This is a genomic window from Acinetobacter sp. AC1-2, from assembly GCF_016124155.1.
Taxonomy (GTDB): Bacteria; Pseudomonadota; Gammaproteobacteria; order Pseudomonadales; family Moraxellaceae; genus Acinetobacter; species Acinetobacter calcoaceticus.
In genome coordinates this window covers 1,866,273-1,881,771 of sequence record NZ_JABFFO010000001.1, presented here as the reverse complement: position 1 = coordinate 1,881,771, position 15,499 = coordinate 1,866,273, and the positions used below count along the sequence as shown (strand labels likewise).

The window sequence follows — 15,499 nt, the reverse complement described above, 5'->3', positions numbered from 1 at the left end:
ACTGCATATTTAAATGAACTTAATAATGGAAATGAATAAAAAGCTAATATTAAAAATAATTAAACACAAACTGTTTTAAAATAAAGTTACTTTTCAATGGAAATGTTCTGTATTTATTGATCATTGTAGTGATAAATTTAAAATCACCTTTTTTATCAATTATTTGGATGAATGTGTGTTATTGTAAATAAATGTGAAAACATTCACAAAGCTATTTTTTTTTGTTAAGATCATTAACATTAAAAACATAGAGATAATAATAATGATCAATAAAGTATTAATCGTGTTGTGTGTGAGTATCGTCTTTGTATTAGGGTATTGGGCTTATTTAGATACCCAAAATAAAAGACATCAGGAATTGATGCGAATCATTCAAGAAGCAGAACAAAATTTACAAAGCATCGAACGCAATCCTAATCATGCTCATCACAGCAATTTGGCTTCTTATAATTTGCAAGGCTATATAAGCGAGAAAAAAATTATTTTCTAATAATATTGCGCTTTAAATTTCTGATTTTTTGCATCGTCATTGGTCATATCTTTTCATAAATTTTGATCATGTTTCGGTTGAATCTGTTAAACTTATTGAACGTATAGTAAAAAAGCTGCATAGGGGTTATGCAGCTTTTTTGTGTTTCAAGAGGGGCTGTGGTTATTTCCTATGTATGAACTAGAAACCAAATGAGTGGCATATTTGTTGCTTCTTAAATTTGAGATTCTTGTTGATAGGCCTGAACAGAAAAACAATATTGTTCAGCGACCTACATAGAAGTAAATATTCCACAGTTCAGATTTTGCATAGAGGCTACTTATGGCGGCGCCCAATTCTTCGGCAGGCTGGTTAGAGCGTTTATTTAAGTTAAGCGACAATAAAACCACTTTCCGGACTGAAGTTCTTGCTGGTGTAACTACATTTCTAACGATGTGTTACATCATTATTGTCAATCCACTCATTTTATCTGAAACCGGCATGGATCATGGCGCCGTATTTGTTGCGACCTGTTTGGCAGCAGCAATCGGCTGTTTAGTGATGGGGATCATTGCTAATTATCCAATCGCACTGGCCCCTGGTATGGGTCTAAATGCTTATTTTACCTATTCAGTTTGTATGGGTATGGGCGTGCCATGGCAAACAGCTTTAGCAGCTGTTTTTGTTTCAGGTCTTGTCTTCCTTGCAATTAGCTTCTTTAAAATTCGTGAAGCGATTGTAAATGCCATTCCAATGTCGCTGAAGTTTGCGATTGGTGGTGGTATTGGCTTATTCCTCGCACTTATTGCTTTAAAAAATGCTGGCATCATTGTTGATAATCAAGCGACATTAGTTGGCTTGGGTGATATCAAACAACCTACAGTATTATTAGCGTTATTTGGATTTTTAATGATTGTGGTTCTACACCAATTAAAAATCCGTGGCGCAATCATTATTAGTATTTTGGTTGTTACAGCAATTGCGACTGCCTTAGGTCTAAATGAATTTAAGGGTGTAGTTGGTCAAATTCCTTCAATTGCACCAACATTTATGCAAATGGACTTTAAAGGTCTATTTACTGCAAGTATGGTTGGCGTAATCTTCGTATTCTTTATTGTCGACTTGTTTGATAGTACGGGTACTTTGGTTGGCGTTTCACACCGTGCTGGTCTTTTGCAAGATGGTAAATTACCTCGTTTGAAAAAAGCATTATTTGCTGACTCTACTGCAATTGTTGCTGGTGCCGCATTAGGTACATCTTCAACTACGCCATATATTGAGTCAGCTTCAGGTGTGGCAGCAGGTGGACGTACTGGTTTAACTGCTGTTGTGGTTGCGGTCTTATTTATTTGCTGTTTATTTTTAGCACCTCTTGCTCAATCTGTACCAGGTTTTGCAACAGCGCCAGCTTTATTGTTCATTGGTGTGTTGATGATTCAAGGGATCACTCACATTGACTGGGATGATATTACAGAAGCTGTTCCAGCATTTTTAACTATTGTATTTATGCCATTTACCTATTCAATTGCTGATGGTATTGCAATGGGCTTTATCAGCTATGCATTAGTTAAATTATTCACAGGTAAGGCAAAAACTGTACCGTACATGGTATGGATTATTGCTGCACTTTGGGTATTTAAATTTATCGCGTTTGGCGGTTAATATGATTTTTTATAATTTTCTTCTTGAGCTGTCTTAGTCATAGTTTTTAATAAGAAGAAAATTATAGAAGGGTGTGATTTTTACCACACCCTTTTTTCTTTAGACGTGGAGTTAATATGAATCAAGTCGAGCTGATTCGCGCCTTACCAAAAGCCGAATTGCATGTACATATTGAAGGGACATTTGAACCTGAATTAATGTTTGCAATTGCCCAGCGCAATCAGATTCAGATTCCTTACAAATCTGTTGAAGAAGTAAAGCAAGCTTATAACTTTCATAATCTTCAATCATTTTTAGATATTTACTATGCTGGTGCGAATGTTCTTGTACATGAACAAGACTTTTATGATTTAGCATGGGCTTATTTTGAGAAATGTGCAGAAGATCGTGTGGTTCATACAGAAATGTTCTTCGACCCGCAAACTCACACTGATCGTGGCGTTGCTTTCTCAACAGTGATTAACGGTTTAAAACGTGCTTGTGCTGACGCCAAAGCTAAGTTTGGTATCAGCTCTCAACTGATTATGTGTTTCTTACGCCATTTAAGCGAAGAAGCAGCTTTTGAGACCTTAGAGCAGGCTTTACCATTTAAGCAAGACATTATTGCTGTAGGGCTTGATTCAAGTGAAGTGGGACACCCACCAGCTAAATTTGAACGTGTTTTTGCTAAGGCACGTGAAGAGGGCTTCTTAATCGTTGCTCACGCTGGTGAAGAAGGCCCACCTGAATATGTATGGGAAGCTTTAGACTTGCTCAAAGTGAACCGTATTGACCATGGTGTGCGCTCTGAAGAAGACGAACAATTGATGGCGCGTTTAATTAACGAAAAAATGCCTCTAACCGTTTGTCCTTTAAGTAATTTGAAGCTGTGCGTTGTAAAGGATATGAAAGATCATAATATCCGTCGTTTGCTACAAAAAGACGTACACGTGACGGTTAACTCAGATGATCCATCATATTTCGGTGGATATATGAATGATAACTTCTTTGCAATTCAGCAAGCTTTAGACCTAACAAATGATGAGTTGAAAAAACTCGCAATTAACTCTTTTGAAGCCTCTTTCATTTCAGATGAAGAGAAACAAAAGTGGATTGCAGAAATCAAAAAAATCTAAATAAAAAAACCGCCTATCTCAGGCGGTTTTTTTATACATACAATTACTTTGGTTGTTTGGTCATACTATTTAAAATATTGTCTTTATCAACAAAGTGATGTTTTAAAGCAGCAAGTACATGTCCAACAATAAGAAAGCCTGCAAACCAAGAAATATAAATATGTAATGGTTTAACGATGGCTAGAAGTTCATCATTTTTTTGAACTAAACGTGGAATATCAAATAAATATAAAACAGGGGCAGGGTGATCTGCACTCCAACTAAATAAACAGCCTGTTATAGGTAAAGCCACCAAAATCACATAAAGAAATAGATGACCAACATGTGCCAGTGTTTTCATGGTCGGCGACATCGTATCTGGTAATTTTGGTGCTGGATGTGTATAGCGCCATAAAATCCGGATAATCACCAAAAAGATAATGGTTGTCGCAATGTTTTTGTGCAGTGTAATCACATCGCCTTTAATACTACTAGTATCGTAACTTAAAAAATTTCCACTATAGAAGCCGATAGCCCATGCTGCGATGAAAATGATTGCCATCACCCAATGCAGGACTTGTGCGGTACGGGTGTAATACTGAGATGAAACAGCAGGCATAAAAGACCCTATTTTTTTGTCGTTTTGATTTTTAATTTTATGGGAAAGCGCTGATTTTGAGAAATGTTTTAAATGTAACAGAGCGTGCTAAAAACAGAACGTTTAAGAAAAAATGCATTTGATGAGCTGAGTTTTGCTGGGGAAATAGATTGCATAAATGCATCAAATTATTTGTTTCTTATAAAGTTGAGTTTAGGCACAATACGCGCTGCCAACGTTCAATCAAAGGAAAAAATGATGAAAAAATTGATGCTCGCTCTAGCGCCAGTTGTTTTAGCTTTAACAGCGTGTGCAACGACTACAGGTACGGGTACAGGCGCTACTTCTGCACAAACTACAACTCAACAGTTGGGTGTTGCTGCATTAAAAGTTGCTGTAAATGCAAAATGTATTACAGAGATTAATAATGTTTCGGCTTGGAAAACAGCAACAAAGTTTATGACTGCTGAGCAACGTGACAGCATTCAAACTAATGTTTGTGGTTGTGTGAGCGAAAAAGCACCAAATAGTGTGACCGCAGTAGAATTGGCTTCGGCTGCATTTGATGTAAATGCACGTGCTACAATTGTAAACCAAGTGGTTTCAAAAACTGTAAATGAGTGTGTGGCAGAAGCTTTACAAAAGTAATTAATGATTTTTGTATTAAAGAAGGCTGATTACTATTGATCAGCCTCTTTTGTTTAAAGGTAGAGAGTTGATGTTTATTGCTGGTGTAGATGAGGCGGGACGAGGACCTTTGGTGGGTTCTGTGGTGGCAGCGGCTGTTATTTTAGATCCGAATAATCCAATTGTGGGATTAAATGATTCTAAAAAATTAACTGAAAAGAAACGTGAAAAGTTGTTTATTGAAATACAAGAAAAAGCCTTAGCTTGGTCAATTGCAGAAGCAACGCACGGTGAAATTGATGAATTAAATATTTTACAAGCGACTTTTTTGGCCATGCAGCGTGCAGTTGATGGTTTGAAAACTCAGCCACAAAAAGTGATTGTAGATGGTAATCAAATTCCCAAAGGAATCATTATTCCTTGTGAAGCGATTGTTGGGGGAGATGCGAGTCATGCGGAGATCAGTGCAGCGAGTATTCTGGCAAAAGTTACGCGCGATCGACAAATGCAGGAATTAGATCAACAATATCCATTATTTGGTTTTGCCAAACATAAAGGATATCCAACTAAAGCGCATTTTGAAGCGATTGCAGCACATGGTGTAATTGATCAGCACCGCCGTAGTTACGCACCTGTTAAACGTGCTCTAGGCCTATAAATACAACTTCCTAAAAAATTTAAAGCGACTATAAAGTCGCTTTAATTAGGGAGAGAATAACTTCATGTTAACGATTGAAGTTTTTCTGTGCAAAATTATCATCTTCAAAAGAAACTTGATAATCTTGATCAAGATGTTGAAGGTGTTCATGCATTGCACGTTCATGTTGAATACGTTGATAAATTTCTTCGCGATGAACAGAAACCTCTTTTGGTGCATTCACACCAATACGAACCTGATTTCCTTTGACGCCAAGCACAGTAACACTGACTTGATCCCCAATCATTAATGTTTCCCCGACACGGCGGGTCAGAATCAGCATGTTTATCTCCTTGCTAAACGCTTAAAACTGCAATATTGGTACCCAAATAAAAGCTCAACCTCAGTTTTCAGTCAGATTCTAACAGAAATATGAGAACAAAGTCATATTTTGATAATCACTGCCAAAAAACTTTCCGTTTAATATAACAGAGCCGCTATAAAAAAAACTATAGCGGCTCTGTGTTTTCTTTAATTATTGTCGGACAAGTAAACATTTTTTAATGAATAATTGACCGTTTGGTAAAATTAAGCGCGGGCGCTGCTTTCACCATGTTCACGATCTAAACCAAAAGCGGTGTGTAGACAACGAACAGCAAGTTCTAAGTATTTCTCATCAATAATGACAGAAACTTTAATTTCAGATGTTGAAATCATAAGGATATTAATGCCTTCATCAGCAAGGGCAGTGAACATCTTGCTCGCTACGCCTGCATGTGAACGCATACCTACACCTACGATAGACACTTTAACGATGTCATCGCGTGTTGAAACTTCACGTGCGCCAATATTTTTGGCAGTTTCGTTTAAGATTTTTTCAGCTTTAGCTAAATCAACACGGTTTACAGTGAAAGTGAAATCTGTTGTGCCATCTTCTTCAACATTTTGCACTATCATATCGACTTCGATATTGGCATCACTTACTGGTGATAAAATTTTAGAAGCAATACCTGGTTCATCAGGTACACCTAAAATCGTTAATTTTGCTTCGTCACGGTTAAAAGCAATACCTGCAATAATTGGCTGTTCCATATTATCTTCCGCCTCAGTCGTAATGAGTGTACCTACATTTTCTTTAAATTCATCGTCAAACACGCCGTCGTTATCATTATCAAAACTTGATAATACACGCAAAGGAACTTGATATTTTCCGGCAAATTCTACTGAGCGAATTTGTAAAACTTTTGAACCTAATGAAGCCATTTCTAGCATTTCTTCAAAAGAAATACGGTCGATTTTTTTGGCTTTAGGAGCAACACGAGGGTCAGTGGTGTAAACGCCATCTACATCAGTGTAAATTTGGCATTCATCTGCTTTTAGAGCAGCAGCAAGAGCAACACCTGAAGTATCTGAACCACCGCGGCCTAGAGTTGTGATATTTCCATTAGCATCAAAGCCTTGGAAACCCGCAACAACAATAACACGGCCTGCATCTAGGTCATTGGTCATGACATCTGTATCAATAGACTCAATACGCGCCTTGGTAAATGCACTGTCAGTTTTAATACCGACTTGACGTCCGGTATAGGATTTAGCTTCCACACCAATCGAATTAAGTGCCATAGCTAACATGGAAATCGTCACCTGTTCACCGGTTGAAACCATTTGGTCTAACTCGCGTGGGTCAGGTGTTTCGGTAATGGCTTTAGCGAGAGCAAGTAAGCGGTTTGTTTCACCACTCATTGCAGATACGACCACAACAACCTTGTGACCGTGATCATGCCAACGCTTAACACGACGAGCAACATTTAAAATGCGCTCGGGGGTACCCATAGAAGTACCGCCATATTTTTGAACGATTAATGCCATAGTTTTTCCATATAAGCCATGACCCTGAGAGGCTTTTCAGGGTCAGTTACACAAAAAGTGAAGTCTTATTTTTGTTCAAGCCATGCAGGTAATGCAGCAATAACTTGTCCAAACTTCTCGTTAAGTGGCGCGCCACCTTGTGCTAAGTCAGGTTTACCACCACCTTTACCACCTAACTCGGTTGCTAGATGCTTGATGATGTCACCTGCTTTTAGATTTGCAGTGTATTGTGATGCAACTGAAGCAAGCAGGCTAACTTTGTCACCCTCTACGCCAGCTAACACAATGACTGCGTTCTCTAATTTTGATTTAACACTGTCGTGCAAGTTGCGAAGTGATTTCGCATCTACACCTTGAACAGTGGTAATAAGCGTTTGACGACCAGCAATCGTTTGTACCTGATCAATCAATTCTGACGCTTGGAAGTTTGCCAATTTCTGATTGAGCTGTTCAATCTGCTTTTGTAATGCAGAAACCAATTCAACATTGGCTTGTACACGCTCAACAGTTTGGTCTTTCTGTGCTTTTAATAAGCTATTAATGTGCTGGATATCTGAATCGGTTTTTTGTACCACATCTAACGCTTTAGTACCTGTAACTGCTTCAATACGGCGTACACCAGCAGCCACACCACCTTCAGAAGTGATCTTAAATAAACCAATATCGCCTGTACGCTTAACGTGAATACCACCACAAAGTTCGATTGAGAAGTTTTTCTCATCAATTACTGAACCCATAGCAAGAACACGAACTTCGCTACCATATTTTTCACCGAACAACATCATTGCGCCTTTGGCTTTTGCCGCTTCGATGTCAAGTAGTTCAGTGGTTACTGCGGTATTTGCAATAATTTCTGCATTTACCAAACGCTCAACCTGTTGTAACTGTTCAAACGTTACTGGTTGGTCATTAGCAAAGTCAAAACGTAAGATATCACTTGCAACTAAAGAACCTTTTTGTTGTACGTGTGAACCTAAGATTTGACGAAGGGCAGCATGTAATAGGTGAGTTGCCGAGTGGTTACGAGCTGTTGCCTCACGAATGTCTGCTTTAACAATCGCCTCAACGTTTTGATCGGCTTTAAGATTACCAACGGTCACAATACCTTGATGAACAAAGGCACCGCCTGATTTTTTCGTATCTTGAACTTCAAAAATACCAGTTTCATTTTTGAAGATACCTGTATCGCCAATCTGACCACCACTTTCTGCATAGAAAGGAGTTTGGTTTAAAACGATAAGTGCTTCATCACCTTCAGAAACTTCATCAACTTGTACGCCATCTTTGTAGATCGCTACAATTTGGCCTTGACCAGTTGTGTTGATGTAACCGTCAAATTGGGTTTCGCCTTCAACTTGTACAATGCTGTTGTAATCAACTGCGAATTTACCAGCATCACGAGCACGTTGACGCTGTGCAGCCATTTCTACTTCAAAGCCAGCTTCGTCAATAATAAAGTCACGTTCACGTGCAATATCAGCTGTTAAGTCTGTTGGGAAGCCGTAAGTGTCGTAAAGTTTAAATACAGTCGCACCAGGAATCGTCTTATCTTTTAATTGAGCAAGCTCGCCTTCAAGTAGTTTTAAGCCTTGCTCAAGTGTTTTAGCAAACTGTTCTTCTTCACGAATTAAAGTTGCTTCAATCACATCTTTGCGCGCTACAAGTTCTGGATAAGCATCACCCATAACTTCGATTAAAGGTTGCAACATTTTGTAGAAGAATGTACCAGTTGCACCAAGCTTATTACCGTGACGCACAGCGCGACGGATAATACGACGTAATACATAACCGCGACCTTCGTTGCTTGGGTTTACACCATCAGCAATTAAGAAACAGCATGAACGCGCATGGTCTGCAACTACACGTAAAGAAGGCTGACCTTCGTCTTCGATACCAATAATGTTTGCAGCAGCTTTTAATAAGTGTTGGAACAAGTCAATGTCGTAGTTTGAATTAACATGTTGCAATACAGCTGAGATACGTTCCAAGCCCATACCTGTATCAACAGATGGGGCTGGGAGAGGGTGAAGTACACCGTCATTCGTGCGGTTAAACTGCATGAAAACGTTGTTCCAGATTTCGATGAAACGGTCGCCATCTTCTTCTGGAGAGCCTGGTAAGCCACCCCAAATATGATCGCCATGGTCAAAGAAAATTTCAGAACAAGGACCACATGGACCTGTGTCACCCATTGCCCAGAAGTTATCAGATGCGTATTTTTCGCCTTTATTATCACCAATACGGATAATGCGTTCAGGCGCTAAACCAATTTCTTTATTCCAGATGTCATAAGCTTCATCATCGGTGTGATAAACGGTCGCATATAAACGGTCTTTAGGGAGAGCTAACCATTTATCGCTAGTCAAAAATTCCCAAGCAAATTTAAGAGCATCACGTTTGAAATAATCACCAAATGAGAAATTGCCTAACATTTCAAAAAATGTATGGTGACGTGCAGTATAACCAACGTTATCTAAGTCATTATGTTTACCGCCAGCACGAACACATTTTTGTGATGTGGTTGCACGTACATAGTCACGTTTTTCAAGACCTAAGAAGCAGTCTTTAAACTGGTTCATCCCAGCATTTGTAAATAATAAAGTTGGGTCGTTGGCAGGAACAAGAGAACTCGACGCGACACGTGTATGCCCTTGCGTCTCAAAGTAGCGCAAAAATGCTTCACGAATTTCAGCAGATGTCATTAAACGAGTACTCACAACCAAGTCACTCCATATTTTCGAATTTGGCTAAATGTATCAATGCCTGTTTGTTTTATGTCAAACCTGAGCATTTGATACGGGGCTTATTTTTTAAAAACGCTAAATTGTAGCGGAAAAACCCCACCGAACCAACGATTTTAAAAGGAATATCTTACAAAACTGTGATTTGGCTAAAAATCTATATTCAATTGGGCGTGACGTGCTTTACTATATGCCTTCTTTAGCCTTTAGTTTTGTAGATAAGGATAGGTCATGCAACGTATCGCCATTAATGGGTTTGGGCGGATTGGACGTAATGTTTTACGTGCTTGGTTCGAGAGCTCAAAACAATTTCAATTTGAAATCGTGGCGATTAACGATATAGCAGATGTACAAACATTAGTGCACTTATTTAAATATGATTCCACACATGGCCGTTTTAATGGAAATGTAGAAATATTTATTGAAAATGAAAAAGTTTTTTTGAACATTCAATCAAATCAAAGAACGCTAAAAGTTGAAGTTTTAAAACAGGAACAACCTGAGCTTTTGCCATGGTCTAGTTTAGATATTGATGTCGTACTTGAGTGTACTGGACTGTTCCGTTCCCATGCTGATGCAACACGCCACCTACAAGCTGGAGCAAAAAGGGTAATTATTGGTGCAGCACCTTTTGACCATGTAGATGCAGCAATTGTCTATGGTGTTAACCATGCAGATGTGAAAGCGACTGATCAGATCATATCAAGTGTGTCATGTACTACGCAGGCATTAGTACCCTTAGTTAAAATCATTGACGATGCTTTTGGTATTGAAACAGCGCTAATGACAGAAATTCATGCTGTTACAGCAGACCAGTCTGTACTTGATCACGCGCATCGTGATTTGCGTCGTGCCAGAGCTTCTGGACAAAATATTATACCAACTACGTCTAGTGCATTAGGTGCATTAAAGCGCGTTATGCCAAAAATGGAAGACCGTATAGATGGTTATTCAATTCGGGTGCCGACTATTAATGTGGCTGCAATTGACTTAACTTTTATCGCTCAATCGCCAATTACTATGCATCATATTAATGAAGTGTTGATTAAAGCTTCTCAAACAGATTATGCAGAAATTATGGCTGTTACTGATGAACCATTAGTTTCAAGTGATTTCAACCATTCTCCTTATTCGCTGATTGTTGATTTAACCCAGACCATGGTGGTGGGGCATCAGGCTAAAGTATTTGCTTGGTATGATAATGAATGGGGTTATGCAAATCGATTATTGGATTTGTGTGATTCTTTTTAAAAGTGAATTTAAATCATTTAAGGATGTTAAATTAACATCCTTTTTTATAATTACTAATTTATGATCTGAATAGTTGTGGAAATAATTTAAAAGAAAATTTATTTTAAAATTCTAAATATTTATATTGTGAAAAACTATCTCTATTTGTATGATTCGCAAACATTAAAATTTTAATTATAGAGTTCATATGAAATTTAACTCAAAAAAAATAAGTGGTTTTTTAATTATTACATCTACTATTATTTTAACCGCTTGTGGTGGTGGAGGCTCAGATCAAAATACTAATGATCAAGCTGAAAGTAATTTAGAAAAAGACGATGCAATTTACCAAGTTTATTATCAACCTTCTAATTTTTCTTCAGAGGTTTATAGTGATTTTTTTGAAATCACTCAATATCCAATTAAAAATAATGAAATATTTTTTCCAAAGTCACATAACCTACCGCTAGAGAATGAACTTCTTACTGAACAAAAAATTTTAAATAAAGGTACATTACAAACAAATATTGTAAAAAGGTTGACGCCTAGCAGTTGGACTTATGAACTAACCTCTGATGTGAAACAAAACTTAAATTTTGAAATTGTGAAGTTAGATGGTGAAAATATCTTTGACCGTGTATTACCGGGCTATAAAGAAAATAAAAATCTAGAAACGGGCCTTCATAATCAGCTTGATAAAAATTTAATTGAATTTTATCAAAACTATAAGAATGTTAGGTTTCCAAAAAATAGTTATTGTTATCGTTTAAAAGAGACTAAATGGAACCAATCTTATATTTCATATATATCTAGTCTTAATGCAAATCCCTCGTTTAGTGAGAAAAAGCAGTCAATCATCGAAAGGTATAATAACTTAGGTCAAGATAAAAAGTATTTTAGGCTTCTAAATTCGCAGTGGTACGGCTATAACTTAACTGTTTTAGAAAACTTAGAAACTGGTGATACTCAAAGTGTACTAGGTAATAATAATGATCAATCTGCTTTTATAGAGTTTAAGTCAAGCAACTTATGGGATGCTGACAAAAGTTTGGCTTATGAAAAGTCTCATCCTTATTCTATAGAAGATAACCCGCTTAATAATGTGCACTCCTCAAATGCTTTGAAGCAGAAATTAAAAATTGCAAATCTTGAAAAAGGTTGCTTTGCTTTTAATACTCAAGCAGCTCAAGCTATTCAAAAGTTAAATTTGGTGAATTGGAAACAAGGTGATAGTTCAGTTATTGGCCCTTTCTTTGGTCGAAAAACTTTTGATTATAATTTAAGTGAGTGATAGTAAGATATTGAATCCACTTGCTAATTCATAAAAACTTCTTTTTGACTTTAGAGTTTATTCAGAAAGATTTATGCAAATTGTCAGGTGCATGGCAGAAAGTATCATGCTACACTAAGAGAAATCGGGTGTGTTCCCGATTTTTTTATGTGGGGTCGTTCCACGTTGATCAGATTTTAGGCTTGAAATATGACCATTTCAGAGACATGGTTGCTGCCTGACGGGGTAGCCGATGTATTGCCGGAACAGGCACAAGTCATTGAAAAACTTCGCCGTGAAGCTTTAGATTTCCTCGCGGTGCGAGGTTATCAATTGGTATATACACCATTTATCGAATACATCGAATCGTTGTCTTCATTATCAGAATCAAATCAAGACTTAGATTTAGTAACTTTTAAGGTTATTGATCAGCTCTCAGGCCGTTTACTCGGTGTTCGTGCTGATATGACGCCACAAGTTGCACGTATTGATGCACATGTAAGACCAGTTGAAGGCGTTGCACGTTACTGTTATTCAGGGACTGTATTACATACTAAACCACAAAATTTCAATGCCACTCGTGCACCTTTACAATTAGGTGCAGAGTTATATGGCCATGACAGTATCGAAGCTGATGTCGAAATGGTCGATGTTATGCTGGGGCTGATTGAGAATATCTATACTTTGCAAGGCGCACATTTAGATTTGGGCCATGTAGGGTTGTTCCGTAGTCTAGTCAAGTATGCTGGACTGTCAAAAAATGAAGAACATGAACTGTCTGATCTTTATCAAAGAAAAGCATTGCCAGAGTTAGCAGAATTTACTCAAAGCCTGAATATGGGTTCTGATTTCTATGCGCTTGGCCGTTATTCTAGTGATCTAGAAGCATTGCAGTCGAATTTAAGTGCCAATATCTTGCAAGATGCAGAGTTTAAGTCAGCTTTAGATGCGCTTAAGACGACGCTTGAGCAAATTAAAGGGCGCTGGCCAAATCTCAATATCGGTATCGATGTTGTAGAGCTACGTAGTTATCACTATCACACTGGTTTAATGTACGCAGTATATGCGCCGAACCGTGCTGCGCCGTTAGCGCAGGGTGGCCGTTACGATGGTATTGGTGAACACTTTGGTCGTGCACGTCCTGCTACTGGCTTTAGTTGTGATTTATATGCCTTAGGTGCAAATCAGTTCGCCGAAATAGAAACTGTTGTTGCTCCAAAAGGTACAGAACAGGATTTACTCAAAGCAATTTCTAATGCACGTGCTCAAGGTTTACGTGTCGTTCAATTGTTAGGTAATGATGATTTAAGTTCTATTCCATACGCGACCCATCAACTCGTGTCGCAAAATGGTCAATGGAATATTGAAAAGATTTAATCGCCAACGGTAAGTTTTTACTGGTGGTTTCCAATTTTAACAGCATGATGTAATGAGGCTATTATGGGCAAAAATGTTGTGGTACTTGGTACCCAATGGGGCGACGAAGGTAAAGGTAAAATCGTCGACCTGCTCACAGATCAGGCGGCTGCGGTAGTACGTTATCAAGGCGGACATAACGCAGGTCATACTCTTGTCGTAGGTGGTAAAAAAACTGTATTGCACCTCATTCCATCAGGTATTTTACGTGAAAACGTATTGTGCTTAATTGGTAATGGTGTGGTACTTTCACCAGCCGCATTAATTGAAGAAATGGGAATTTTGGAAGCAGAAGGAGTTCCTGTTAAAGAACGCCTACGTATTTCTCCAAACTGTCCACTCATTTTGCCTAACCACATTGCACTTGATCAGGCACGTGAAAAGAAACGTGGTAATGCTAAAATCGGTACTACAGGTCGTGGTATTGGTCCTGCATACGAAGATAAAGTGGCTCGCCGTGCAGTGCGTGTTGCTGACCTTGTTCGTGGTGGTGCAGCATTAGAAGAAAAACTGTCTGAAATGCTTGAGTTACATAACTTCCAGTTAACTCAGTTCTACGGTGTAGAAGCTGTTAAATTTGAAGATGTATTGGCTCTTTGCAACCAATGGCGTGAAGTTCTTGCTCCATTAGTGGTTGATGTGACTAAAGTGTTGCATGACTATCGCAAAGAAGGTAAGGCTGTAATGTTTGAAGGAGCTCAAGGCTCTCTTCTAGATATTGACCACGGTACTTATCCATATGTTACAAGTTCAAATACAACTGCTGGTGGCGTAAGCTCTGGTTCAGGTATGGGACCTTTACATCTTGATTATGTATTAGGTATTACTAAAGCTTATACAACTCGTGTAGGTGCTGGCCCATTCCCAACTGAATTGGTTTACGATGCAGCAGCTGATGCTGGTGATCCAGTGGGTAAACACTTGGGTACAGTAGGTCATGAGTTTGGTGCTTCTACTGGTCGTCAACGTCGTTGCGGATGGTTTGATGCTGAAATCCTTCGCCGTTCTGTAGATGTAAACTCACTTTCTGGTATTTGCTTAACTAAACTTGACGTTTTAGATGGTTTAGAAGAAGTGAAAATCTGTGTGGGCTATGAAAATACAGATTCAGGCTGTGTAGGTTCTTCTGATGCGGTTTCTTTTGAATGCTTGAAACCAATCTACGAAACTATGCCAGGTTGGAGCGAGTCGACTGTGGGTTTAACTAGTATCGACCAATTACCAGCAAATGCTTTGGCTTATGTGAAGCGCATTGAACAGTTAATCGAATGTCCGATTGATATCGTTTCAACTGGTCCAGACCGCGCAGAAACAATTGTTTTACGTCATCCATTCTCTGCTTAATTAGCAAAGATTAAAAAAGCCTCCTGAAAGGGGGCTTTTTTATACCCGACTAAAGTGCAGTTTTTGTTTGATTCGATTCAGATTAAAACGTTATATATCGATAAGGAATGATGGGCTCAGGATGAAGCTGCAACCAACTATTTCAAAAACAATTTTTTATTCTTTTTTATTTGCTATTGGTGGCTCTCCAACATTAGCGATGTTGGTCATTTATGGACAAACATATCATGAAGATTTCTTCATGACTGCTTTTATGAGCTTGTCAGTATTGTTCGCATGCGTGTTAATTCCTGTGGTATTCATACAAAATAGTTATTTACTCTGGAAAAGAGAAAGTCCTAATCTTGAAGAGAAAGTTAAGACCTTAAGTCATATCTATCTTGGCTTAAATGTAATATGTTTGATTTTCTGGATTTATTTGATGACTTTATCTACTTGATCGTTACATAAATACTATGATCATGAAGAAATGAGACATTCAAAGCATACGCGGGATTTCTTATAATAAGTGCAAAAGAATAAACAGCTTTTCTAACGATTTA

General features: G+C 38.2%; 14 protein-coding genes. 10 read left to right on the top strand and 4 right to left on the bottom strand.

The annotated features are described in order from the left end of the window. Positions 1-262 precede the first annotated feature (262 nt). The 3 genes from HL290_RS08790 (at position 263) to HL290_RS08780 (ending at position 3,246) form a co-directional block, all read left to right on the top strand. A complete protein-coding gene (locus HL290_RS08790; protein WP_004641992.1) occupies positions 263-490 on the top strand; it encodes a hypothetical protein in 228 nt (75 codons plus the stop codon). A gap of 321 nt (positions 491-811) precedes the next feature. Further along, on the top strand, positions 812-2,131 hold the full coding sequence (locus tag HL290_RS08785) for an NCS2 family permease (RefSeq protein ID WP_003652707.1): 1,320 nt from the start codon (positions 812-814) through the stop codon (positions 2,129-2,131). A gap of 116 nt (positions 2,132-2,247) precedes the next feature. Continuing rightward, positions 2,248-3,246, top strand: a complete 999-nt coding sequence (locus tag HL290_RS08780; protein ID WP_005041965.1) for an adenosine deaminase — start codon at positions 2,248-2,250, stop codon at positions 3,244-3,246. A 43-nt stretch (positions 3,247-3,289) separates the two neighbouring features. On the opposite strand, the gene HL290_RS08775 is transcribed toward HL290_RS08780, so the two are convergent. Beyond that, positions 3,290-3,844: a cytochrome b gene (locus HL290_RS08775; RefSeq protein WP_198496216.1), complete on the bottom strand. Its 555-nt coding sequence runs from the start codon at positions 3,842-3,844 to the stop codon at positions 3,290-3,292. Positions 3,845-4,081: 237 nt separating this feature from the next. Here HL290_RS08775 and HL290_RS08770 point away from each other — a divergent pair, with 237 nt between their 5' ends. Together HL290_RS08770 and rnhB are read left to right on the top strand one after the other, a co-directional pair. Further along, positions 4,082-4,471, top strand: a complete 390-nt coding sequence (locus tag HL290_RS08770; protein WP_198496411.1) for a hypothetical protein — start codon at positions 4,082-4,084, stop codon at positions 4,469-4,471. 70 nt (positions 4,472-4,541) lie between these two features. After that, complete coding sequence (rnhB, locus tag HL290_RS08765; RefSeq protein WP_004641996.1) at positions 4,542-5,108, top strand: ribonuclease HII; 567 nt, start codon at positions 4,542-4,544, stop codon at positions 5,106-5,108. Between the two features lie 67 nt (positions 5,109-5,175). On the opposite strand, the gene csrA is transcribed toward rnhB, so the two are convergent. The 3 genes from csrA to alaS form a co-directional block, all read right to left on the bottom strand. Further along, entirely contained in the window at positions 5,176-5,430 is a 255-nt protein-coding gene (gene csrA, locus HL290_RS08760) for a carbon storage regulator CsrA (RefSeq protein ID WP_003652701.1), read from the bottom strand. Positions 5,431-5,675: 245 nt separating this feature from the next. Further along, entirely contained in the window at positions 5,676-6,956 is a 1,281-nt protein-coding gene (locus tag HL290_RS08755; RefSeq protein WP_003652700.1) for an aspartate kinase, read from the bottom strand. Positions 6,957-7,021: 65 nt separating this feature from the next. Then, positions 7,022-9,658: an alanine--tRNA ligase gene (gene alaS / locus HL290_RS08750; protein ID WP_198496410.1), complete on the bottom strand. Its 2,637-nt coding sequence runs from the start codon at positions 9,656-9,658 to the stop codon at positions 7,022-7,024. Between the two features lie 270 nt (positions 9,659-9,928). On the opposite strand from alaS, the gene HL290_RS08745 reads away from it, so the two are divergent. The 5 genes from HL290_RS08745 to HL290_RS08725 all read left to right on the top strand — a co-directional run bounded on the left by HL290_RS08745 (position 9,929) and on the right by HL290_RS08725 (position 15,396). Next, entirely contained in the window at positions 9,929-10,948 is a 1,020-nt protein-coding gene (locus HL290_RS08745) for a type I glyceraldehyde-3-phosphate dehydrogenase (protein ID WP_198496215.1), read from the top strand. A gap of 187 nt (positions 10,949-11,135) precedes the next feature. Beyond that, positions 11,136-12,218: a hypothetical protein gene (locus tag HL290_RS08740; RefSeq protein WP_198496214.1), complete on the top strand. Its 1,083-nt coding sequence runs from the start codon at positions 11,136-11,138 to the stop codon at positions 12,216-12,218. A 189-nt stretch (positions 12,219-12,407) separates the two neighbouring features. Beyond that, a complete protein-coding gene (locus tag HL290_RS08735; RefSeq protein WP_198496213.1) occupies positions 12,408-13,574 on the top strand; it encodes an ATP phosphoribosyltransferase regulatory subunit in 1,167 nt (388 codons plus the stop codon). Between the two features lie 63 nt (positions 13,575-13,637). Next, on the top strand, positions 13,638-14,957 hold the full coding sequence (locus tag HL290_RS08730) for an adenylosuccinate synthase (RefSeq protein ID WP_003652692.1): 1,320 nt from the start codon (positions 13,638-13,640) through the stop codon (positions 14,955-14,957). Positions 14,958-15,078: 121 nt separating this feature from the next. Further along, entirely contained in the window at positions 15,079-15,396 is a 318-nt protein-coding gene (locus HL290_RS08725; protein ID WP_005041944.1) for a hypothetical protein, read from the top strand. The last annotated feature ends 103 nt before the right edge of the window (positions 15,397-15,499 follow it).